Consider the following 21,091-nt stretch of genomic DNA (forward strand, 5'->3'; position numbering starts at 1 on the left):
ACCTATACTTAGCCTCAATATTTGATACCGGACAATTTCATGTCAGTAAGCGCATTTAACCGACGCTGGGCGGCGGTGATCCTCGAAGCATTAACTCGCCACGGCGTGCAGCATATTTGCATTGCGCCGGGTTCGCGCTCGACACCTCTTACGCTGGCAGCGGCGGAAAACCGCGCGTTTATTCCCCATACCCATTTCGATGAACGCGGTCTTGGCCATCTGGCGCTGGGGCTGGCAAAAGCCAGCCGGCAGCCGGTGGCGGTGATTGTCACGTCCGGAACGGCGACGGCTAACCTCTATCCGGCCTTAATTGAGGCGGGGCTGACCGGTGAAAAGCTGATACTGCTTACCGCCGATCGTCCCCCGGAGCTGATTGACTGCGGTGCGAACCAGGCGATCCGCCAGCCGGGCATGTTTGCTTCTCATCCCTCGCAGACGCTGTCGTTGCCGCGTCCGTCGCAGGATGTGCCCGCGCGCTGGCTGGTGTCGACGATTGACCAGGCGCTGGGCGCCCTGCATTCCGGCGGTATCCATATTAACTGTCCGTTCGCCGAGCCGCTGTACGGCGAGATGGATGACACCGGCGTGGAGTGGCAGCAGCAGCTCGGCGCGTGGTGGCAAAGCGATAAACCCTGGCTGCGTCAGTCCCTGCACCTGGAAAGCGAAAAGCAGCGCGACTGGTTTTTCTGGCGGCAAAAGCGGGGCGTGGTCGTCGCGGGCCGCATGAGCGCCGCCGAAGGTAAAAAAGTCGCCGAGTGGGCAAAAACGCTCGGCTGGCCGCTGATTGGTGACGTCCTTTCCCAGACCGGGCAGCCGCTGCCGTGCGCCGACCTGTGGCTGGCGAACGGCAAAGCGGTGAGCGAACTGCAGCAGGCGCAAATCGTTGTGCAGCTGGGCAGCAGCCTCACCGGTAAACGCGTACTGCAGTGGCAGGCCACCTGTGAACCGGAAGAGTACTGGGTCGTGGATAACCTCCCCGGCCGCCTCGACCCGGCTCATCACCGCGGTCGTCGGCTGGTCTGCCCGGTGGGACAGTGGCTGGATCTGCATCCGGCGGAAAGCCGCCAGCCGTGGGCGACGACGATCCCTGTGCTGTCGCGGCAGGCCTGGCAGGCGGCGGCCGACCGCAGCGAGGCATTTGGCGAAGCCCAGCTGGCTCACCGAATCCACCGCTATCTTCCGGATCAGGGGCAGCTGTTTGTCGGTAACAGCCTGGTGGTTCGGTTGATTGATGCCCTGGCGCAGCTTCCGGCGGGATACCCGGTTTATAGCAACCGCGGCGCCAGCGGTATTGATGGTCTGCTGGCGACGGCGGCAGGGGTTCAGCGCGCCAGCGCCCGCCCGACGCTGGCGATCGTCGGCGATCTCTCCGCGCTCTACGATCTGAACTCGCTGGCGTTGCTGCGTCAGGCCTCTGCGCCGCTGGTGCTGATCGTGGTCAACAACAACGGCGGGCAGATCTTCTCTTTGCTGCCGACGCCGCAGGATCAACGGCGCCAGTTTTATCTGATGCCGCAGGATGTCAATTTCGGCCATGCGGCGGCGATGTTTGGTCTTCATTATCACCGCCCGGACACCTGGGAGGCTCTGGAAGCGGCGCTGGCCGGGGCCTGGCGTCTTCCTGGCGCCACGCTGATTGAGCTGGTGGTGAATGAGACGGAAGGCACCCATACTCTGCAACAGCTGCTGGCGCAGGTCAGCCGGTTATGAGTCTGCACGCCCGGTGCGAAAAGGGGCAGTCGGGCTATCCCTGGCTGGTCTTTTTACACGGTTTTTCCGGCGACAGCCGGGAGTGGCAAACGGTAGGCGCCGCGTTCAGCGCTTATCCGCAGCTGTATATCAATCTGCCGGGTCACGGTGGTTCGCGCGAGGTCAGGGTCGGTGGTTTCGCCGAGGTTAGCCTGCGGCTGGAGAAAACGCTGGCGCACTATCATGTTCGGGACTACTGGCTGATTGGCTATTCGCTGGGCGGGCGTATTGCGATGTTTTTTGCCAGCCAGCCGCGGCGCGGGCTGTGCGGGCTGGTCGTAGAGGGCGGCCATCCCGGTCTCCAGGATGCGCACCAACGCCGCCAGCGTGCTTGTAGCGATGCCGCCTGGGCGGAGCGTTTTCGTCGCGAGCCGCTGGCGCAGGTTTTTGCCGACTGGTACCAGCAGCCGGTTTTCGCCGGCTTAAGTACGGCGCAGCGGGAAGCGCTTGTGGCGCTGCGCAGCCACAACTGCGGCACCAGTCTTGCCGCGATGCTGGAGGCAACTTCCCTCGCCGTACAGCCCGACCTGCGTGCGCAGCTCCGCGCCCGGCGCTACCCTTTTCATTATCTTTGCGGCGAGCGCGATGCGAAGTTTCGCGCCATTGCGCGCGACGTCGCCGCCACGACACATATTATTCATCATGCCGGGCATAACGCGCATCGGGAAAATCCCGCGGCGGTGGTGTCATGTCTGGCCCAGTTTTTAGCGAGTTAACCAAAGGACATTCTATGATCTCTCTTGATGAAGCAATGCTCTACGCCCCTGTGGAATGGCACGATTGCTCCGAAGGCTATACCGACATTCGTTACCAGAAGTCGACGGACGGGATTGCTAAAATCACCATTAACCGTCCGCAGGTGCGCAATGCGTTCCGCCCGCTGACCGTGAAAGAGATGATTCAGGCGCTGTCCGATGCCCGATATGACGATAATATCGGCGTCATTATCCTCACCGGCGAAGGCGACAAAGCATTCTGCGCCGGCGGCGACCAGAAGGTCCGCGGCGATTACGGCGGCTACCAGGATGATTCCGGCGTTCACCACCTGAACGTGCTCGATTTTCAGCGCCAGATCCGCACCTGTCCGAAGCCGATTGTGGCGATGGTGGCGGGATATTCCATCGGCGGCGGTCACGTTCTGCATATGATGTGCGATCTGACGATTGCCGCAGAAAATGCCATCTTCGGTCAGACCGGTCCGAAAGTCGGCTCATTTGACGGCGGCTGGGGCGCATCCTACATGGCGCGGATCGTCGGCCAGAAAAAAGCGCGCGAAATCTGGTTCCTGTGCCGTCAGTACGATGCGCAGCAGGCGCTGGACATGGGGCTGGTCAACACCGTCGTCCCGCTGGCGGATCTGGAAAAAGAGACCGTACGCTGGTGTCGCGAAATGCTGCAAAACAGTCCGATGGCGCTGCGCTGCCTGAAGGCGGCGCTGAATGCCGATTGCGATGGTCAGGCGGGGCTGCAGGAGCTGGCGGGGAACGCCACCATGCTGTTCTACATGACCGAAGAGGGGCAGGAAGGGCGTAACGCGTTCAACCAGAAACGTCAGCCGGACTTCAGCAAATTTAAACGGAATCCATAATGCGTCAGGCGCAGGTTTACCGCTGGCAGGTACCGATGGACGCGGGCGTGGTACTGCGTGAACGGCGGTTAAAAACTCGCGATGGGCTGTTCATCCACCTGCAGGACGGTGAACGTCAGGGATGGGGTGAAATTGCGCCTCTGCCGGGCTTTAGCGTGGAAACGCTGGAGGAGGCGCAGTCCGCGCTGGTGGCGTGGTCGCTTGCCTGGCGGCAGGGCGAGAACCCGCCCGAGCCGTCTCTGCCTTCCGTGGCCTTCGGCGTCAGCTGTGCGCTGGCGGAGCTGAACGATGAACTGCCGCTGGAGGCGGAGTATCGCGCGGTGCCGCTGTGCACCGGCGACCCGGACGAACTGTTTGCCAGGCTGGCGGCACTGCCCGGTGAAAAGGTCGCGAAGGTCAAAATCGGGCTGTATGAAGCGGTGCGTGACGGCATGGTGGTTAACCTGCTGCTGGAAGCGATTCCCGACCTGCAGCTACGTCTGGACGCCAACCGCGCCTGGACGCCGCTCAAAGCGCAGCAGTTTGCGAAATATGTCCACCCGCAGTACCGCGACCGTATTGCCTTCCTTGAAGAACCGTGTAAAACCCGCGACGACTCACGGGCTTTTGCCCGGGAAACCGGCATCGCGATTGCCTGGGATGAAAGCCTGCGTGAGGCGGATTTTCGTTTTCAGGCAGAGCCGGGTTTGCGTGCGCTGGTGATCAAGCCGACGCTCACCGGTAGCCTGCGTAAAGTGCGGGAGCAGGTTGCCACGGCTCATGCGCTGGGGCTGACGGCGGTGATCAGCTCATCGATCGAATCAAGCCTTGGACTCACGCAGCTGGCGCGGATTGCCGCCTGGCTGACGCCGCAGACCCTTCCCGGCCTGGATACGCTGGCATTGATGCGCGCGCAGCTGATTCGCCCCTGGCCTGACAGCCCGTTACCCTGCCTGCGTCGTGATGAGCTGGAGCCGCTGCTGTGACCTTTAGCGACTGGCCATGGCGCCACTGGTGCCGGCTGCGTGGCGATGCGCCGGCGGTACGTCTGAACGACGTTGTCCTGAGCTGGCGGCAGCTGTGCGCTGAGGTTAACGCGCTGGCCGCGGGATTCCGCGCTCAAGGGGTCAACGAAGGGGAGGGCGTGCTGCTGCGGGCCTATAACCAGCCGTCGGCATTGCTGGCATGGCTGGCGCTGCTTCAGTGCGGCGCCCGGGTGCTTCCTCTGAATCCTCAGCTACCGCCTTCGCTGCTGGCGGTATTGTTACCCTCCCTCGATCTGCGTTATGCGCTGGTGCTGAACGGCGATCCGCTCGCCCTCGACTTTACGCCGCTGACGCTGCAACGGGCGGCGGGGGATTCGACGTTGCCCTGGCGCGAAGAACGTCTGGCGTCGATGACGCTCACCTCCGGTTCTACGGGGCTGCCGAAGGCCGCCGTGCACAGCTGTCGGGCGCATCTTGCCAGCGCTGAAGGCGTGCTGGCGATGATTCCGCTGGCGTCGGATGACGACTGGCTGCTGTCGCTGCCGCTGTTTCATGTTTCCGGCCAGGGCATTCTCTGGCGCTGGCTGCTGGCGGGGGCTCGCCTGACGGTAGGAGAAAGACAACCGCTGGAACAGGCGCTGCGAGGCTGTACGCATGCCTCGCTGGTGCCCACTCAGCTCTGGCGATTGCTCAATAGCGAGGCTGATGTGTCGTTGAAGGCGGTGCTGCTGGGCGGCGCGGCGATTCCCGTCGCGCTGACCGAACAGGCGCGCGCCCGGGGCATTCGCTGCTGGTGTGGTTATGGCCTGACGGAGTTCGCCTCGACGGTTTGTGGTAAAGAGGCGGATGGCGCGCCGGACGTCGGCCAGCCGCTGCCGGGGCGCGCGCTGAAAATTGTTGCCGGCGAAGTCTGGCTGCGGGCCGATAGCATGGCCGCTGGCTACTGGCGCGAAGGCGGGGTGCAGCCGCTGGTCAACGAACAGGGCTGGTTTGCCACGCGCGATCGCGGCGAGATCAGGGAGGGCAAACTGACTCTGCTTGGGCGGATGGATAACCTCTTTTTCAGCGGAGGGGAAGGGATTCAGCCTGAAGAGGTGGAAAGAGTACTCCTGGCTCATCCGCAGATTCAGCAGGCGTTTATCGTGCCGTTAGACGATGCGGAGTTTGGCCAGCGTCCGGTGGCGGTGGTGGAGTGCGATGCGCAGTGCGATGTCGCCGCGCTGGCGGCCTGGGCACAGGATAAGCTGGCACGTTTTCAGCAGCCGGTACGCTGGTTGACGTTACCTGAGTCGTTGAAAACCGGCGGGATTAAAATCTCCCGCCGGGCATTACGTGACTGGGTTAATGCGTTGCCAGGCAGCCAGACCAGTTAACCTGGGTTGGCCTCGGCACGGTGCCGGGGCGCTCAGAGCAGGCCTTTCAGGGTTAATGTTTTGCGGGTCGCCACATTCAGATCGTAGCGGGGCAAATCTTCCGGTTTCACCCAGGCATACGCCTGAAACTCGTCGTTGAGGGTGATTTCGCGGTTGGCGCTAAGGCAATCAAAAATCAGGTAAATCATATAAATCTCTTCCTGACGGCCGTCAGCATAGGTTTTGACCCGAATATCATCGCTGAAGGTCCACGGCGTAATCTGCGTCAGCTGCAGCGCCTCGCCAAGCTCCTCAGCAACTTCCCGGCGTAGCGCCTCTTCAATGCGTTCGCCCGGTTCAACGCCGCCACCGGAAAGCGCCCACTGTCCGGGAAAAACGCCGCGATCGTCAGCCATTTTGCAGAGCAAATAGTGTCCCTCATTCTGAATCAGCGGGCAGACGATGGTCCTTTGGCGCATGGTGATCTCCTTGACTAAACGGTAGGGAAAAGATGTTTGAGCACCAGTTTGCGAGCCGTCTCGCTAAACCGCAAGCTGCATTGTCCGTATTTAGCCGACATTATCCGTAGCAACTGGTTACAATCACGAGAGTAAAGGTCGTTTTAGTGCATTGATTCCTCAGCGTTCGGCAGTACAATTCTGCGGTTTTTGGGACTTTTTTGATTCTTGTTTTCTGGATAGAGTAAAAATGAAAAAGAGCATTTTATTAGGTCTTGCCGGCATGATGTTCGTCTCTACGGCGGCCCATGCAATCAGCGTAACCGGGCAGGCTGGCGAGCACTACACCAACCTTGGCGTCGGTTTCGGGACTGAGTCATCTGGTCTGGCAGTGACCGGCAACTGGATGCACAGCGACAACGACGGCGACGCGGCGGGGTTAGGCCTTGGTCTGAATATTCCGCTGGGGCCGTTCCTCGCGACGGTTGGCGGCAAGGGCGTTTATACCAACCCGAAGAGCGGCGATGAAGGGTATGCGGCGGCCGTCGGCGGCGGCCTGCAGTGGAAAATTGGCGACAGCTTCCGTCTGTTCGGCGAATACTATTATTCCCCGGATTCTCTCTCCAGCGGCATTCAGAGCTATCAGGAAGCTAACGCCGGTGCGAGCTGGACGATTATGCGTCCTCTGAGCATCGAAGCCGGTTATCGCTATCTGAACCTCGAAGGGAAGGACGGCAACAAAGACAGCACGATTGCAGACGGTCCGTATCTCGGCGTCAGCGCCAGCTTCTAATCCCCCCAACGGCGCGAACGTTTCCCGCGCCGTATTCCTGTCTACTCCGCCTGCGCCTTGCGCTATAGTATTGCCACCTGGCAGGCAAGGAGTGAAGTGAATAATGATAAATGTGGAAATGCTGTCCACCGGCGATGAAGTGTTGCACGGGCAAATCGTCGATACCAATGCCGCGTGGCTGGCCGATTTCTTTTTCAATCAGGGATTACCGCTAACGCGCCGCAATACCGTGGGCGATGACCTTGACTCCCTGGTCACGGTGCTACGTGAGCGCAGTGAACAGGCGGATGTGCTGATCGTCAACGGTGGCCTGGGGCCAACCAGTGACGATCTGAGCGCGCTGGCCGCGGCGACCGCCAAGGGCGAAGGGCTGATTCTGCACGAAGAGTGGCTGGAAACGATGACCCGTTTCTTTGCCGAGCGCGGTCGCCCGATGGCGGCAAGTAACCGTAAGCAGGCGGAGATCCCCGCCAGCGCGGAGATGATCAACAATCCGGTGGGGACGGCCTGCGGTTTTGCCGTTCAGCTCAACCGCTGTCTGATGTTTTTCACCCCCGGCGTTCCATCGGAATTCAAAATCATGGTCGAGCAGGAAATTTTACCCCGCCTGCGTGAGCGTTTCCCGCTCTCTGCCCCGCCGCTGTGTCTGCGTCTGACGACGTTTGGCCGTTCGGAAAGCGATCTGGCGCAAAGCCTCGATCCGCTGGCGCTGCCGCCGGGCGTCGTCATGGGCTACCGCTCTTCAATGCCGATTATTGAGCTGAAGCTCACCGGGCCGGCGGAGCAGCGCGAAGCGATGCTGGCGATATGGCCGGAAGTGAAAAAAGTGGCGGGAGAGAGCATGATTTTCGAGGGCACCGAAGGGCTGCCCGCGCAGATCGCGCGTTGTTTACAGGAGCGCCAGCTGAGTCTGACGCTGAGTGAACAGTTTACCGGCGGTTTGCTGGCGCTTCAGCTTTCGCGGGCAAATGCGCCGCTGCTGGCAAGTGAAATTGTCCCTTGCCAGGAGGAGTCGCTGGCGCAGTCCGCCCGCTGGGCCGCAGAACGGCGGGTCAATCATTTCGCCGGTCTGGCGCTGGCGGTGAGCGGCCAGGAAGCCGATCACCTGAATTTCGTCCTCTCGACGCCGGAAGGCACCCATGCGCTGCGGGTTAAATTCAGCGCCACGCGCTACAGCCTGGCAGTGCGTCAGGAAGTCTGTGCCATGATGGCGCTGAATATGCTGCGCCGTTGGTTGCACGGTCAGCCGGTCGCCGGTGAACACGGCTGGATTAACGTCGTCGAATCGCTCTCGGTTTAAACCAACCTCTGCGTCGGGAACCTCTCCCGACGCGCAATGAGTCCAACCTGTTGTACTTGCTTTTAAATATTCTGTGCGCCATCTCGCATTTTCCTCCCTCCGAATGTCCACCCGGCTGGAATAGCGTCGTCATTTGAAGTCGCTCACAATTTACCGCCCGGACAACCGCAACACTGATTCCAGTATTCAGGATTGGAGTCCAGCATGTTGGAATCAAGCAAAGTCCCGGCGCTGACCCGCGCCATCGACATTCTCAATTTAATCGCCCGTATCGGCCCCTGCAGCGCGGCGACCATTATTGACGAACTGGGTATTCCGAAAAGTACCGCCTATCTGCTGCTGGGAGAGCTGAGAAAACAGCGCTTCCTCAGCATGGATAATCAGGATAACTACTGCCTGTGGACCAAGCTGGTTGAGCTGGCCGGGCAGGCGCTGAGCAAAATGGACCTGCGCGAACTGGCGCGGCCGCGCCTGACGCAACTGATGGATCAGTGCGGTCTACTCTGCCACCTGGGCATTATCGACAGCGGCAACGCCTACTACATTCTGAAGATTGAATCCCCGGCGACCATCAGCGTGCGTTCGCACGAGGGTAAGAGCCTGTCGCTGTATCGTTCCGGTATTGGTAAATGCCTGCTGGCCTGGCAGCCCGAGCGGGTTCAGGAGTCGATTATCAGCGAGCTGCAGTGGGAGCGGGCGACGCCAACCACCATCACCAGCGCCCAGCAGCTTCGCGATGAGCTGGGGCGTATCCGCGCCCGCGGCTGGAGCTTCGATAACGGTGAAGATTATCCCGACGTTCGCTGCGTGGCCGCGCCGGTTTTTAACGCCAACAACGAGCTGACCGCCGCCATTTCCGTGGTGGGTACCCGTCTGCAAATCAATGAAGACAATCGCGATTACCTCGCCGGTAGGGCGATTGCCTGCGCTAAAGATATTTCCCGTCTGCTGGGGTGGAAGAGCCCCTTCGAACAACAGGCCTCATAATAAGGAGAAGATCATGACCCTACCGAAAATTAAACACGTCCGCGCCTGGTTTATCGGCGGAGCTACCGCAGAGAAAGGCGCTGGCGGCGGCGATTATCATGACCAGGGGGCAAACCACTGGATTGACGATCATATCGCCACGCCGATGAGCAAATATCCACAGTATGAACAGTCCCGTCAGTCGTTTGGCATCAACGTTCTCGGCACGCTGATTGTGGAAGTCGAAGCCGAAAACGGACAGACCGGCTTTGCGGTGTCGACCGCCGGTGAGATGGGCTGCTTTATCGTCGAAAAGCACCTGAGCCGCTTTATCGAAGGCAAGTGCGTCAGCGATATCAAACTGATCCATGACCAGATGCTCAACGCCACCCTGTACTACTCCGGCTCCGGCGGCCTGGTGATGAATACCCTCTCCTGTATCGACCTGGCGCTGTGGGATCTGTTTGGCAAAGTGGTTGGACTGCCGGTTTACAAACTGCTGGGTGGCGCGGTGCGCGATGAAATTCAGTTCTACGCCACCGGGGCACGTCCGGACCTGGCGAAAGAGATGGGCTTTATTGGCGGCAAAATGCCGACCCACTGGGGGCCGCACGATGGCGATGCGGGGATCCGCAAAGATGCCGCCATGGTGGCCGATATGCGTGAAAAATGCGGCCCGGACTTCTGGCTGATGCTGGATTGCTGGATGAGCCAGGACGTTAACTACGCCACTAAACTGGCCCACGCCTGCGCGCCCTATAACCTCAAGTGGATCGAAGAGTGCCTGCCGCCGCAGCAGTATGAAGGCTATCGCGAGCTTAAACGCAATGCGCCAGCCGGAATGATGGTCACCAGCGGCGAGCACCACGGCACGCTGCAATCCTTCCGCACGTTGTCGGAAACTGGCATCGATATTATGCAGCCTGACGTGGGCTGGTGCGGCGGCCTGACCACCCTGGTGGAGATTGCGGCGATCGCCAAATCGCGCGGCCAGCTGGTGGTTCCGCACGGCTCATCGGTCTATTCGCACCATGCGGTCATTACCTTTACCAACACGCCGTTCAGCGAGTTCCTGATGACCAGCCCGGACTGCTCAACGATGCGTCCGCAGTTTGATCCGATTCTGGTTGACGAGCCGGTACCTGTGAAAGGTCGCATTCATAAAACCGTGCTGGATAAACCGGGCTTCGGCGTCGAGCTGAACCGCGACTGCAACCTGAAACGCCCTTACAGCCACTGATCCCGTCGTGCCGCACCGCGCTGATGTGCGGCCCCATGTTGAGGATATTACGATGAGCAACACCTTGCTTGAGAGCGTGGTGAAGAAAAACCGCGCCCGTTTGATCCCCTTTATGCTGGCGCTGTATGTGCTGGCGTTTCTTGACCGCTCGAATATCGGCTTTGCCAAGGAGACCTACCAGCTGGATACCGGTCTCAGCAACGAAGCCTATGCGCTGGGGGCAGGGATTTTCTTTGTGGTGTATGCCTTTCTCGGGGTGCCGGCCAACCTGCTGATGCGCAAATTCGGCGCCAGAAAATGGATTGGCTGCACCACCTTGCTGTGGGGCATTCTTTCCGCGGCGATGGCATGGGCGGATACGGAAGCGAAATTTCTGCTGGTGCGCACTCTGCTTGGCGCCGCCGAAGCGGGCTTCTTCCCGGGGATGATCTACCTGACCTCTCAGTGGTTTCCCCAGCAGAACCGCGCCAGCATTATGGGGCTGTTTTATATGGGCGCGCCGCTGGCGCTGACCCTCGGTTCACCGCTATCCGGCGCCCTGCTGGAAATGCACGGTTTTATGGGACATCCCGGCTGGTTCTGGATGTTTATCATTGAAGGGCTGCTGGCCGTCGGCGCGGGATTCTTCACCTTCTTCTGGCTCGATGATACGCCGCAAAATGCGCGTTTCCTGACTTCTGTCGAAAAGCAGGCGTTAATTAGCGAGCTGGCCAGAGAAGAGCAGAAGAAGGTCACCTCGCGGTTGTCCGATGCGCTGCGCAACGGTCGCGTCTGGCAACTGGCCATTATCTACCTGACTATTCAGGTGGCGGTTTACGGTCTGATTTTCTTTCTGCCGACCCAGGTTGCCGCGCTGCTGGGCACCAAAGTCGGGTTCGTGGCCTCGGTGGTGACCGCCATCCCGTGGGTGGCGGCGCTGTTCGGGACCTGGCTGATTCCACGGTACTCCGATCGCACCGGCGAGCGGCGTAATATTGCGGCATTCACCCTGCTGGCGGCGGCCATTGGCATCGCGGTCTCCGGGCTGGTGTCGCCGGTGCTGGCCATTATCGCGCTGTGCGTCGCCGCCGTCGGCGTCATTGCCGTGCAGCCGGTCTTCTGGACCATGCCGACGCAGCTATTGTCCGGCACGGCGCTGGCCGCGGGTATTGGTTTCGTCAACCTGTTTGGCGCCATCGGTGGGTTTCTGGCCCCCATCATTCGGGTTCAGGCCGAAACGATGTTCGGCAATAATTCTGCCGGATTGTTGACGCTCGCCTGCGTGGCGATTGTCGGGGTGGTTATTATCTTTTCACTGCGCGTGAATCGCACGGTGCCACAGGCTGGCAGCGTACAGCATTAATGTAAGGGAGAACTATGAACGCAATTTTATCGAACCCATTTAAAGCGGGATTATTGCAAGGAGAAGCGCAGATTGGCCTGTGGCTGAGCTCGACCTCTTCGTATATGGCTGAGATTGCCGCCACCTCGGGTTACGACTGGCTGCTGATTGACGGCGAACATGCGCCCAATACCATCCAGGACCTTTATCATCAGCTGCAGGCCATCGCACCCTATGCCAGCCAGCCGGTGATTCGCCCGGTGGAGGGCAATCGCAGCCTGATTAAGCAGGTGCTGGATATTGGCGCCAGAACGCTGCTGATCCCGATGGTCGATACCGCCGAACAGGCGCGGGAGATAGTCTCGGCGACCCGCTATCCGCCGCTGGGCACCCGCGGCGTCGGGGCCGGGGTGGCGCGCGCCGCACGCTGGGGACGGGTGGAAAACTATATGGCGCTGGCCAACGATGAGCTGTGCCTGCTGATTCAGGTAGAGAGCAAAACCGCTCTCGACAACCTGGATGCCATCCTCGAAGTGGAGGGTATTGACGGCGTCTTTATCGGCCCGGCTGATTTATCGGCTTCGCTGGGCTACCCGGACAACGCCGGCCATCCGGAAGTGCAGCGCATCATTGAACAGAGTATCCGCCGCATTCGCGCGGCGGGGAAAGCCGCAGGTTTCCTCGCCGTTGACCCGGAAATGGCGCACAACGCGCTGGCGTGGGGGGCAAATTTTGTCGCCGTTGGCGTCGATACCAACCTCTATACCCGGGCGCTGGATACACGGCTGGCGATGTTCAGACCGGTCGCCGAACCGGCGGAAGGAAAGGGGAGCTATTAGTTAAGACTACTGACAAAACGCGCTCTTGAGAAATTGCCCGGTGGCGGCTGCGCCTTACCGGGCCTACGGGGTCTGTATGGGTATCAGGCTGGTAGTCAGCCGGGGCAATTCCCGTTCTGAATCCGCCAGCACCAGTAGGCCGGGTCAGGCGTTAGCCGCCACCCGGCACAAACCCGGGCTCCGTATTCAAACCCGGTTTGTCATCAGCCGCATTGGTTTACTGGTTTCTGGCGCCGATGTCAGGCCAGCGCCTGCGCCAGCAGAGTGATGGGATGTTCACAGCGTTTGCTGGTGGACATCTCGATTTGCCATTTGCAGGTTTCGCAATCGGTGATCGCCAGGTCGGCGCCGCTCTCCTCAATTTGCCGGAACAGCGGTGCGCCGATGGCCTGCGAAGAGGGGTAGTTTTCCGATTTAAACCCGTAAGTACCGGCGATGCCGCAGCACTGTGAATCCAGCACTTCCAGCTGTAAACCCGGGATCAGCCGCAGCAGTTCGAGGGTATACAGCGACCAGCCCATCTTCTCCATATGACACGGCGTGTGATAAACCACCTTCAGCGGCAGCGGCCGAAGCGGCAGGGTACGCCCGGCATCAAGCTGGCGCCAGATCCAGCGAGTTGCCAGTTCAATCCGGTCGCGAAGGTCCTGATTATCGACATCCAGCAGATGCGGGTATTCGTCGCGCAGGGTAAACGTGCAGGTTGATGAGGTGGCAATGACCGGCAGCGGAGTCTCTCGCATGGCGGCGACGTTGCTCTGCGCCTGGCGGCGGGCTTTGGCAAAAAAGCCGTTGGCGATAAGCGGCACGCCGCAGCATTTTTCTTTACTTAACAGCTGTACGCCGGTGCCCATCGCATTCAGCACGCGGATAAGGTCGTGGCCAAGCTGCGGATGATTGTAGTTGACGTAACAGCCGTGAAAAAAAGCGACCTGTTCACTGAACTGCGCCTGGCGGTCCGCCTGCTGGCGGTAAGCGCGGCGAAAAGTGCCGAAACCATATTTCGGCAGCGTCCGGCGGTGGTCAATCTTTAGCGTCGCATCGAGCAGGCGGCGCACCGGTTTGAGCCCCGTTGCGGCGTTGACCAGCGGGGCAAACGGCGTGGAGAGAGTGCCCATCAGGTCGGTATGGCTGAGGATAGCATCGCGCAGCGTGGGTTTTTGCTGGCTGTACTGCGCCCGTGCCCTTTGGATAATATCGCCAATTTTTACATCAGAGGGACAGGCGACTTCACAGCGCTTGCAGTTAATACAATATTTTAAGGCTTCGTCGTACAGCGCCCCATCTTTCAGCCGCAGGCGCTCACCGTCCGGACCCGCCTGTTTCGGGCCCGGATAGCGGGGATTAACCCGGCTGACCGGGCAGCTGGTCGTACAAACGGTACATTTAATGCAGCTCTCAAAGCGGGTATCGTTCATCGCGTGCCTCCGGCAAGGTCATGAATCTGTTTCGCGACGTGCAGCGCGGTGACCGCGCAAACGCCGCCGCCGCATCCAAGCTGGATGGCATCAAAACCGCCGAGTAGCGAACCGATGGCGAACAGGTTGCCCAGCGGCTGGCCGTCGAGCAGCGGGCGCAGCATCGTATCCGTTTTCAGGCCGAAGCGTTGCCAGGGTTGCGAAGCAAAGAAATCGCGCTGATACCAGTTCTCACGCGGAGTGGTCTGCTGAAGGTCGAGGCCGAGAATGGGTTCCCGAACGCGCGCTTTATCGGCGATCAATCCATTACTGAAGAAACTGCCGCTGGCCAGAACGGCAAAACGGGGACGCAGCGGAACATCGCCGTGCTGCCGGGTCCAGACTTCGTTGACTTTCCCCTCCTGATGGCCGATCCGCGTGACTTCATCGCCAGCCAGCCAGGTACCTCCGGTCCGAATAAAACGACGCTGAAGCTGGTTATGCAGGCGTATGCCGGGAACCGAAGGCGGCAGCGTCGGCAGCAGGCGCAGCGGGCAGGGTAGCTGTTCCTGTAGCCAGCGATACAGCCCGGCGTCATTCAGACCGAAACAGGCGGGCATGATCAGCAGGTCGTGCGCCAGCGCCAGCGGACGTAACGCGGCGAGGAGCGCGGGCCAATGACACTCTTCGTCGAGCATTCTGGCGATATTCACCGCGCGAAATTCGCTCGGGTTATCCCGCAGAACATCCAGTATCGGTAAGTCTATCTCGCTGGCCGTCGCCTTCACCCCCTGCCGGGTGAGCGAGGCGGCGGCCAGATGCGGCTGGAAGTCGGCGAAGCCGCCGATACCCACCACGCCAACGCTGCGTGCGGACAGTGGCGCCACGGGAACTTCCAGCGGCGAAAGCCATGTCGGGCGCAGGGTGCCCAGCGGCGTAACGCGTTCATGCGGCTGGCTGGCCGCGCCGCGCATCGCGATCCCGTTGATAGCCAGCAGCGCCTCGGTTTGCGCGGCGTACGCCATCACCCGTTCGGCGCCCAGCATCGCGTAGGGATGTTCGGGAAGCTGTTCTGCCAGGCGGTCTATCCCGTGAGCCACATCGCTGACGCGTTCCCCGTCGGGAAGGGCGCAGAGCAGATCCAGCGAAGCGGAGGAAAAGTGCAGCGCGCTTTGACCCCGACTGACGATGACGCAGCGCAGGCCGAACTGATTAAGCGTTAGCCCGCAGAGCAGACCCGCGAGGCCACCGCCGATAATCACGCTATCAAATTTCATCCTGAGACTCCTTTTGCAGCCCGCACAGTCCGAGGTAGACCCAGCGGGTGAATTCACTTTCCCTGAGCGCATCGCCCCAGGCAATGGGCTGCACGCCTTTCCAGCGTTCGTTTAAAAAATCAGAAAGCTGGGTCAGCGACTGGGCGGGAGTGGTGATGTTAAACCGTTGCAGAAGCCCGGCCGCCCGGCAGGCGCACAGCTCTCCCTGGCAGGTGCCCATGCCGATGCGCGTGCGGCGGCGTAGATCGAGCAGGCTGTTAACCGCTAAGTTTTCCACCGCGTACTGCACTTCTCCGGCGGTCACCATCTCGCATTCACAAATCAAGCTGCGATGCTGGCGGGTATCGCCCAGCCAGGCAGGCGTGCGGTCGCCGTGGCGATAGAGGGCGGAACCGCGCAGCGGCGCGGGTAGCGAGATGATTTTTTTTACCGTGGCTTCGGGGGACTCCGTTGAGCCCGGGAGCGGAGTGTCGGCAGTAGAGCAGGGGACGCTGTTGCCCAGCTTACGGCACACCGCATCCGTGGCCCACTCTGCCATCAAACGGTAGGTCATTAGCTTGCCGCCGGTAATGGTGATAAAGCCCTCCATGCCATCGCGTTTGGCGTGGTCGAGCAGAACGATACCGCGGCTGACGCTGCGTCCGCTGGGATCATCATCGCTGGCCACCAGTGGGCGCACGCCGGAATAGGCGCGCAGCACGCGAGTACGCCCAAGTACCGGAGCCAGCTTTTCCCCCTCCCGCAGCAGCGTGTCGACTTCGGTCGTTGTGACCCGGTTGTCATCAATTTCGTCGTAAGGGATATGTTCCGACGTCGTGCCAATCAGCGAAATGGTATCGCCGGGCACCAGAATATCGGCATCGGCAGGTTTACGGCAGCGGTTGATGACCTGTCGGTTGATACGATGGTCGAGGATCAGTAGCGATCCCTTGGCCGGGAACATGGCGATGCGCAGATCGGCATATTCCGCGATCCGCTGTCCCCAGATCCCGGCAGCATTGACCACAACCCCGGCGTGTAGCGTACGTCTCTCACGATGCTGATGATCATAAAACTCGACCCCGCAAACGCGTTCTCCACGGCGGATGAGCCCGGTCATTTCGCAACCGGTCAGAATGGTCGCGCCATGCTCCCGGGCGTCGAGCATATTGGCCGCCGTCAGGCGAAACGGATCGATGGTGCCATCGGGGACCTGTACGGCGCCAAGCAGGGCTGGATTGACGGTGGGTTCAAGGCGCAGCGCCTCTGCTGGCGACAGCGGCCGGGTTTCGATCCCCGCCTGCTGACAGGCGTTGATAAAGGTTCGTTGCCAGGCCAGATCGTCCTCGGGAAGAGTAATGAAGAGTCCACCGGTCGGTTCAACGCAGTGACGGGCGATGCGGCGCAGAATCCGGTTCTCAGTGATGCACTCGCGGGCCGATTCACTATCGGTGACGGCATAGCGGGCGCCGCTGTGCAGCAGACCGTGATTACGGCCGGTTGCTCCGGTGGCAATATCGTGACGTTCCAGCAGCGTTACCTGCAGCCCGCGGAGCGCGCAGTCCCGCGCAATCCCTGCGCCGGTGGCGCCGCCGCCGATGATAATAACATCGCATTCACGGGTTTCGGCCATCTTCCTGTCCCTCTGCTTTCGTTTTACGCCATTTAGCCATACAAACAGTACGTATTGTTTGATTTCGAGCATATTCGCGCGTTATTCGAGCGGTTTATGTGATTTCATGCTCATAATGGAATGTTTTGTCATATTTTTGTAACAAAGCGTGCGATGTTTCACAGTATCCGGGGCCAGCTTTGCCTACCATCCCGCCTCATCAGAAGTGGGTGATTAGATTAGATTTTTCTTATCGCTGTCAGTAGAGAAGAGATGGCCACGGAGGCTGCTATGTTAACTATTTTTAAACCTGCGCCACACAAAGCGCGTTTGCCCGCGGCGGAAATCGATCCGCTGTACCGTCGACTGCGCTGGCAAATTTTCATCGGTATTTTCTTTGGATACGCTGCTTACTATCTGGTGCGTAAGAACTTTGCTCTGGCTATGCCCTATCTGGTGGAGCAAGGTTTTTCCCGCGGCGATCTGGGTTTCGCCCTCTCCGGTATTTCGATTGCCTATGGATTTTCGAAATTCATCATGGGGTCGGTTTCGGATCGCTCGAATCCGCGCATTTTTCTGCCCGCAGGGCTGATCCTGGCTGCGCTGGTGATGCTGGTGATGGGGTTTGTGCCCTGGGCGACCTCCAGCATTATGGTGATGTTCGTGCTGCTGTTCCTCTGCGGCTGGTTCCAGGGGATGGGCTGGCCGCCGTGCGGGCGGACGATGGTGCACTGGTGGTCGCAGAAAGAACGCGGCGGCATTGTCTCGGTGTGGAACTGCGCGCATAACGTGGGAGGCGGGATCCCACCGCTGCTGTTCCTGCTGGGGATGGCCTGGTTTAACGACTGGCACGCGGCGCTGTATATGCCGGCATTCGGCGCGATTCTGCTGGCGGTGTTTGCCTTCGCGATGATGCGCGATACGCCACAGTCCTGCGGCCTGCCGCCAATTGAAGAGTATAAAAATGACTATCCTGATGATTACAGCGAAGAGCATGAACAGGAGCTGACCGCCAGCCAGATCTTTAAGCAGTATATCCTGCCGAACAAGCTGCTGTGGTATATCGCCGTGGCGAACGTCTTTGTCTATCTGCTGCGCTACGGCATTCTCGACTGGTCGCCAACCTACCTGAAAGAAGTGAAGCACTTTGCGCTGGATAAATCCTCCTGGGCCTACTTCTTATATGAGTATGCGGGGATTCCAGGCACGCTGATTTGCGGCTGGATGTCCGATAAGGTGTTTAGGGGTAATCGGGGAGCCACCGGAGTCTTCTTTATGACGCTGGTGACGATTGCGACCGTGGTCTACTGGCTCAACCCGCCGGGTAATCCGGGTATCGATATGACCTGTATGATTGTGATTGGCTTCCTGATCTATGGCCCGGTGATGCTGATTGGCCTGCATGCCCTGGAACTGGCGCCGAAAAAAGCGGCTGGCACTGCCGCCGGTTTTACCGGTTTGTTTGGCTACCTGGGCGGTTCCGTTGCCGCCAGCGCGATCGTAGGCTATACCGTTGACTTCTTCGGTTGGGACGGCGGTTTCATGGTGATGATCGGCGGCAGCGTGCTGGCGGTTCTGCTGCTGGTGGTGGTGATGATTGGCGAAAAACGCCATCACCAACAACTGAAACAGGCTTAAGGAATGCGCATGAAAACGGTAGCCACAACGTTAATGACGGCGATTTTACTGGCCGGTTCTACTCTGAGCTTCTCCGCCTCTGCGGCGGATAAGCTGGTCATCGCCCACCGCGGCGCCAGCGGCTATCTGCCGGAGCATACGCTGCCGGCAAAAGCGATGGCCTACGCTCAGGGCGCCGATTATCTTGAGCAGGACCTGGTCATGACCAAAGACGATCGGCTGGTGGTGCTCCATGACCACTATCTCGATCGGGTGACCGACGTCGCGGAGCGTTTCCCGCAGCGCGCACGGCAGGATGGGCGCTTCTACGCCATCGACTTTACCCTCGCGGAGATAAAATCGCTGCGGTTCAGCGAAGGGTTTGAGCCGAAGGACGGCAAGAATATACAGACCTTCCCTGGCCGCTTCCCGATGGGGAAATCAGACTTCCGCATTCATACTTTTGAAGAGGAGATTGAGTTTGTTCAGGGGCTGAACCATTCAACGGGGAAAAATATCGGAATCTACCCGGAAATTAAGGCGCCGTGGTTCCACCATCAGGAAGGTAAGGATATCGCCGTCAGCGTCCTGCAGGTGCTGAAGAAATACGGGTACACCCGCAAGCAGGATAAGATCTATCTGCAGTGCTTTGATGCTAACGAGCTCAAGCGGATTAAGCATGAGCTGGAGCCGAAGATGGGGATGGACCTGAAGCTGGTGCAGCTGATCGCTTACACCGACTGGAATGAAACCCGGCAACGCCAGGCGGATGGCAAATGGGTTAACTACAGCTATGACTGGATGTTTAAGCCCGGCGCGATGACGCAGATTGCGCAATATGCCGACGGAATTGGTCCGGACTACCATATGCTGGTGGCGGCGAATGCCAGGCCGGGTCAGGTTGCGCTCAACGAGATGGTGAAAGAGGCGCATCGCCAGCGTCTGGTGGTGCACCCGTATACCGTCCGCGCTGACCAGCTACCGGATTATGTCACCGATGTGAATCAGCTGTTTGACCTGCTGTACCACCAGGCTGACGTCGACGGCTTGTTTACCGATTTCCCGGATAAAGCGGTGCAGTTTCTGAAAGCGAAGCACTAAAAAGCCGGGTGGCGCTGCGCCTTGCCCGGCCTGTGAACTGCGGTTTTGTCGGGTAAGCGCAGCGCCACCCGACAAAACTACATCTCGATTTCAATATCGCCTTTCGCCCGGCAGCAGCAGGGCAAAATCTCTCCCGGCTGGATGAACGCCAGCGGTTCGGTCAGCCAGTCAACCTGACCGGAAACCAGCCGCGTGCGGCAGGATCCGCAATAGCCGGCGCGGCACTGATACTCCACGTCGATATTATGTGATTCCAGGGCGGCCAACAGGGAAGGGTGTTCATCCTGACACTCAAGACGAGTGTCAGAGATTTTCAGAAAAATGCGTTTCATCAGAGCTGGAAGTTGCTCAGATCGTCGGCATCGACTTCGGCATCGATCTGGCCAACCAGGTAGGAGCTGACTTCCACTTCCTGCGGCGCAACCTGCACGTTATCGGACACCAGCCAGGTGTTGATCCACGGAATCGGGTTGGAGCGGGTCTGGAAGGGCAGGTCGAGACCCACCGCCTGCATGCGGATATTGGTGATGTATTCCACGTACTGGCAGAGAATATCTTTGTTCAGGCCGATCATTGAACCGTCACGGAACAGGTAGTCCGCCCACTCTTTCTCCTGCTGCGCCGCCAGCACGAACAGATCGTAGCACTCCTGCTTGCACTCTTCGGCAATTTCCGCCATTTCCGGGTCGTCGACGCCGGAGCGCAGCAGATTCAGCATGTGCTGGGTGCCGGTCAGGTGCAGCGCTTCGTCACGGGCGATCAGGCGGATGATTTTGGCGTTGCCTTCCATCAGCTTGCGCTCGGCGAAGGCGAACGAACAGGCGAAGCTGACGTAGAAGCGAATCGCTTCCAGCGCGTTGACGCTCATCAGGCACAGGTAGAGTTTCTTTTTCAGCTCGCGCAGGTTAACGGTGATGGTTTTCCCGTTGACGGTGTGCGTGCCTTCACCCAGCAGATGCCAGTAGCTGGTCAGCTCGATCAGCGTGTCGTAGTAGTGGGAGATACCTTCCGCGCGTTTCTGGATTTGCTCGTTGGTGACGATATCGTCGAAGACCATTGCCGGATCGTTCACGATATTACGGATGATATGGGTGTAGGAGCGCGAGTGAATCGTCTCTGAGAATGCCCAGGTTTCCACCCAGGTTTCCAGTTCCGGAATCGAAATCAGCGGCAGCAGGGCGACGTTCGGGCTACGGCCCTGGATAGAGTCCAGCAGCGTCTGATACTTCAGGTTGCTGATGAAGATATGTTTTTCGTGTTCCGGCAGCGCCTGGTAGTCGATACGGTCGCGGGAGACGTCAACTTCTTCCGGACGCCAGAAGAAGGAGAGTTGTTTTTCGATCAGCTTTTCGAAGATGTCATATTTTTGCTGATCGTAACGGGCGACGTTAACCGGTTGGCCAAAAAACATCGGCTCAAGCAGCTGGTTGTTTTTCGTCTGTGAAAAAGTGGTATATGCCATGAGTGGGGATCCTGTCCTGGAATTATACGCCGGGTGGCGCTTCGCAAACCCGGCCTACAATAGACCGTAGGCCCG

General features: G+C 59.6%; 19 protein-coding genes. 13 read left to right on the top strand and 6 right to left on the bottom strand.

Annotated features, from left to right (window positions below; genetic code table 11):
* The first annotated feature begins 39 nt into the window (after positions 1–39).
* Genes menD through menE form a run of 5 tightly spaced genes read left to right on the top strand, consistent with a single transcriptional unit; the run spans position 40 to position 5,675 of the window.
* The gene (menD, locus tag AC236I_RS07350; protein ID WP_487608727.1) at positions 40–1,710 is read left to right on the top strand and encodes a 2-succinyl-5-enolpyruvyl-6-hydroxy-3-cyclohexene-1-carboxylic-acid synthase; all 1,671 of its coding nucleotides are present in this window, start codon (positions 40–42) and stop codon (positions 1,708–1,710) included.
* Entirely contained in the window at positions 1,707–2,465 is a 759-nt protein-coding gene (gene menH / locus AC236I_RS07355; RefSeq protein WP_487608728.1) for a 2-succinyl-6-hydroxy-2,4-cyclohexadiene-1-carboxylate synthase, read from the top strand. The genes menD and menH overlap by 4 nt, the downstream gene beginning before the upstream one ends.
* Positions 2,466–2,479: 14 nt before the next feature.
* Positions 2,480–3,337, top strand: a complete 858-nt coding sequence (gene menB / locus AC236I_RS07360) for a 1,4-dihydroxy-2-naphthoyl-CoA synthase (RefSeq protein WP_032686654.1) — start codon at positions 2,480–2,482, stop codon at positions 3,335–3,337.
* The gene (gene menC / locus AC236I_RS07365; protein ID WP_487608729.1) at positions 3,337–4,302 is read left to right on the top strand and encodes an o-succinylbenzoate synthase; all 966 of its coding nucleotides are present in this window, start codon (positions 3,337–3,339) and stop codon (positions 4,300–4,302) included. Before menB ends, menC begins: the two co-directional genes overlap by 1 nt.
* Complete coding sequence (gene menE / locus AC236I_RS07370; RefSeq protein ID WP_134936227.1) at positions 4,299–5,675, top strand: o-succinylbenzoate--CoA ligase; 1,377 nt, start codon at positions 4,299–4,301, stop codon at positions 5,673–5,675. Before menC ends, menE begins: the two co-directional genes overlap by 4 nt.
* Before the next feature lie 32 nt (positions 5,676–5,707).
* Here the strand turns inward: menE and nudI are convergent, their stop codons facing one another.
* A complete protein-coding gene (gene nudI / locus AC236I_RS07375; protein ID WP_015583808.1) occupies positions 5,708–6,133 on the bottom strand; it encodes a nucleoside triphosphatase NudI in 426 nt (141 codons plus the stop codon).
* Positions 6,134–6,362: 229 nt separating this feature from the next.
* Between nudI and AC236I_RS07380 the strand changes: the two genes are divergently transcribed.
* From AC236I_RS07380 to yfaU, 6 genes are all read left to right on the top strand, one after another.
* Entirely contained in the window at positions 6,363–6,905 is a 543-nt protein-coding gene (locus AC236I_RS07380; RefSeq protein ID WP_015583809.1) for a YfaZ family outer membrane protein, read from the top strand.
* 103 nt (positions 6,906–7,008) lie between these two features.
* The gene (locus tag AC236I_RS07385) at positions 7,009–8,205 is read left to right on the top strand and encodes a nicotinamide mononucleotide deamidase-related protein YfaY (protein WP_015583810.1); all 1,197 of its coding nucleotides are present in this window, start codon (positions 7,009–7,011) and stop codon (positions 8,203–8,205) included.
* A 204-nt stretch (positions 8,206–8,409) separates the two neighbouring features.
* Positions 8,410–9,192: an IclR family transcriptional regulator gene (locus AC236I_RS07390; RefSeq protein ID WP_015583811.1), complete on the top strand. Its 783-nt coding sequence runs from the start codon at positions 8,410–8,412 to the stop codon at positions 9,190–9,192.
* A gap of 13 nt (positions 9,193–9,205) precedes the next feature.
* Positions 9,206–10,411 carry an L-rhamnonate dehydratase gene (rhmD, locus tag AC236I_RS07395; protein WP_015583812.1) on the top strand — a complete coding sequence of 402 codons (1,206 nt, stop codon included), beginning with the start codon at positions 9,206–9,208 and terminating at the stop codon, positions 10,409–10,411.
* Between the two features lie 52 nt (positions 10,412–10,463).
* A complete protein-coding gene (locus AC236I_RS07400; protein WP_015583813.1) occupies positions 10,464–11,753 on the top strand; it encodes an MFS transporter in 1,290 nt (429 codons plus the stop codon).
* Between the two features lie 14 nt (positions 11,754–11,767).
* The gene (gene yfaU, locus AC236I_RS07405) at positions 11,768–12,571 is read left to right on the top strand and encodes a 2-keto-3-deoxy-L-rhamnonate aldolase (RefSeq protein WP_015583814.1); all 804 of its coding nucleotides are present in this window, start codon (positions 11,768–11,770) and stop codon (positions 12,569–12,571) included.
* Positions 12,572–12,810: 239 nt separating this feature from the next.
* Here the strand turns inward: yfaU and glpC are convergent, their stop codons facing one another.
* Genes glpC through glpA form a run of 3 tightly spaced genes read right to left on the bottom strand, consistent with a single transcriptional unit; the run spans position 12,811 to position 16,857 of the window.
* Positions 12,811–13,989 carry an anaerobic glycerol-3-phosphate dehydrogenase subunit GlpC gene (glpC, locus tag AC236I_RS07410; protein ID WP_015583815.1) on the bottom strand — a complete coding sequence of 393 codons (1,179 nt, stop codon included), beginning with the start codon at positions 13,987–13,989 and terminating at the stop codon, positions 12,811–12,813.
* Positions 13,986–15,245, bottom strand: coding sequence for a glycerol-3-phosphate dehydrogenase subunit GlpB (gene glpB, locus AC236I_RS07415; RefSeq protein ID WP_015583816.1), 1,260 nt, complete (start codon positions 15,243–15,245; stop codon positions 13,986–13,988). The genes glpC and glpB overlap by 4 nt, the downstream gene beginning before the upstream one ends.
* A complete protein-coding gene (gene glpA / locus AC236I_RS07420; protein ID WP_487608730.1) occupies positions 15,235–16,857 on the bottom strand; it encodes an anaerobic glycerol-3-phosphate dehydrogenase subunit A in 1,623 nt (540 codons plus the stop codon). The genes glpB and glpA overlap by 11 nt, the downstream gene beginning before the upstream one ends.
* A 270-nt stretch (positions 16,858–17,127) precedes the next feature.
* Between glpA and glpT the strand changes: the two genes are divergently transcribed.
* Together glpT and glpQ are read left to right on the top strand one after the other, a co-directional pair.
* Positions 17,128–18,474 carry a glycerol-3-phosphate transporter gene (gene glpT / locus AC236I_RS07425; RefSeq protein ID WP_004864901.1) on the top strand — a complete coding sequence of 449 codons (1,347 nt, stop codon included), beginning with the start codon at positions 17,128–17,130 and terminating at the stop codon, positions 18,472–18,474.
* Positions 18,475–18,483: 9 nt separating this feature from the next.
* Positions 18,484–19,554: a glycerophosphodiester phosphodiesterase gene (glpQ, locus tag AC236I_RS07430; RefSeq protein ID WP_004864899.1), complete on the top strand. Its 1,071-nt coding sequence runs from the start codon at positions 18,484–18,486 to the stop codon at positions 19,552–19,554.
* Positions 19,555–19,631: 77 nt separating this feature from the next.
* Here glpQ and yfaE read toward each other — a convergent pair whose 3' ends face one another.
* Together yfaE and nrdB are read right to left on the bottom strand one after the other, a co-directional pair.
* A complete protein-coding gene (gene yfaE / locus AC236I_RS07435) occupies positions 19,632–19,886 on the bottom strand; it encodes a class I ribonucleotide reductase maintenance protein YfaE (protein ID WP_004201692.1) in 255 nt (84 codons plus the stop codon).
* Positions 19,886–21,016, bottom strand: a complete 1,131-nt coding sequence (gene nrdB, locus AC236I_RS07440; RefSeq protein WP_015583818.1) for a class Ia ribonucleoside-diphosphate reductase subunit beta — start codon at positions 21,014–21,016, stop codon at positions 19,886–19,888. The genes yfaE and nrdB overlap by 1 nt, the downstream gene beginning before the upstream one ends.
* Between the last annotated feature and the right edge of the window lie 75 nt (positions 21,017–21,091).

The organism is Klebsiella sp. Sb-30 (genome assembly GCF_057652795.1).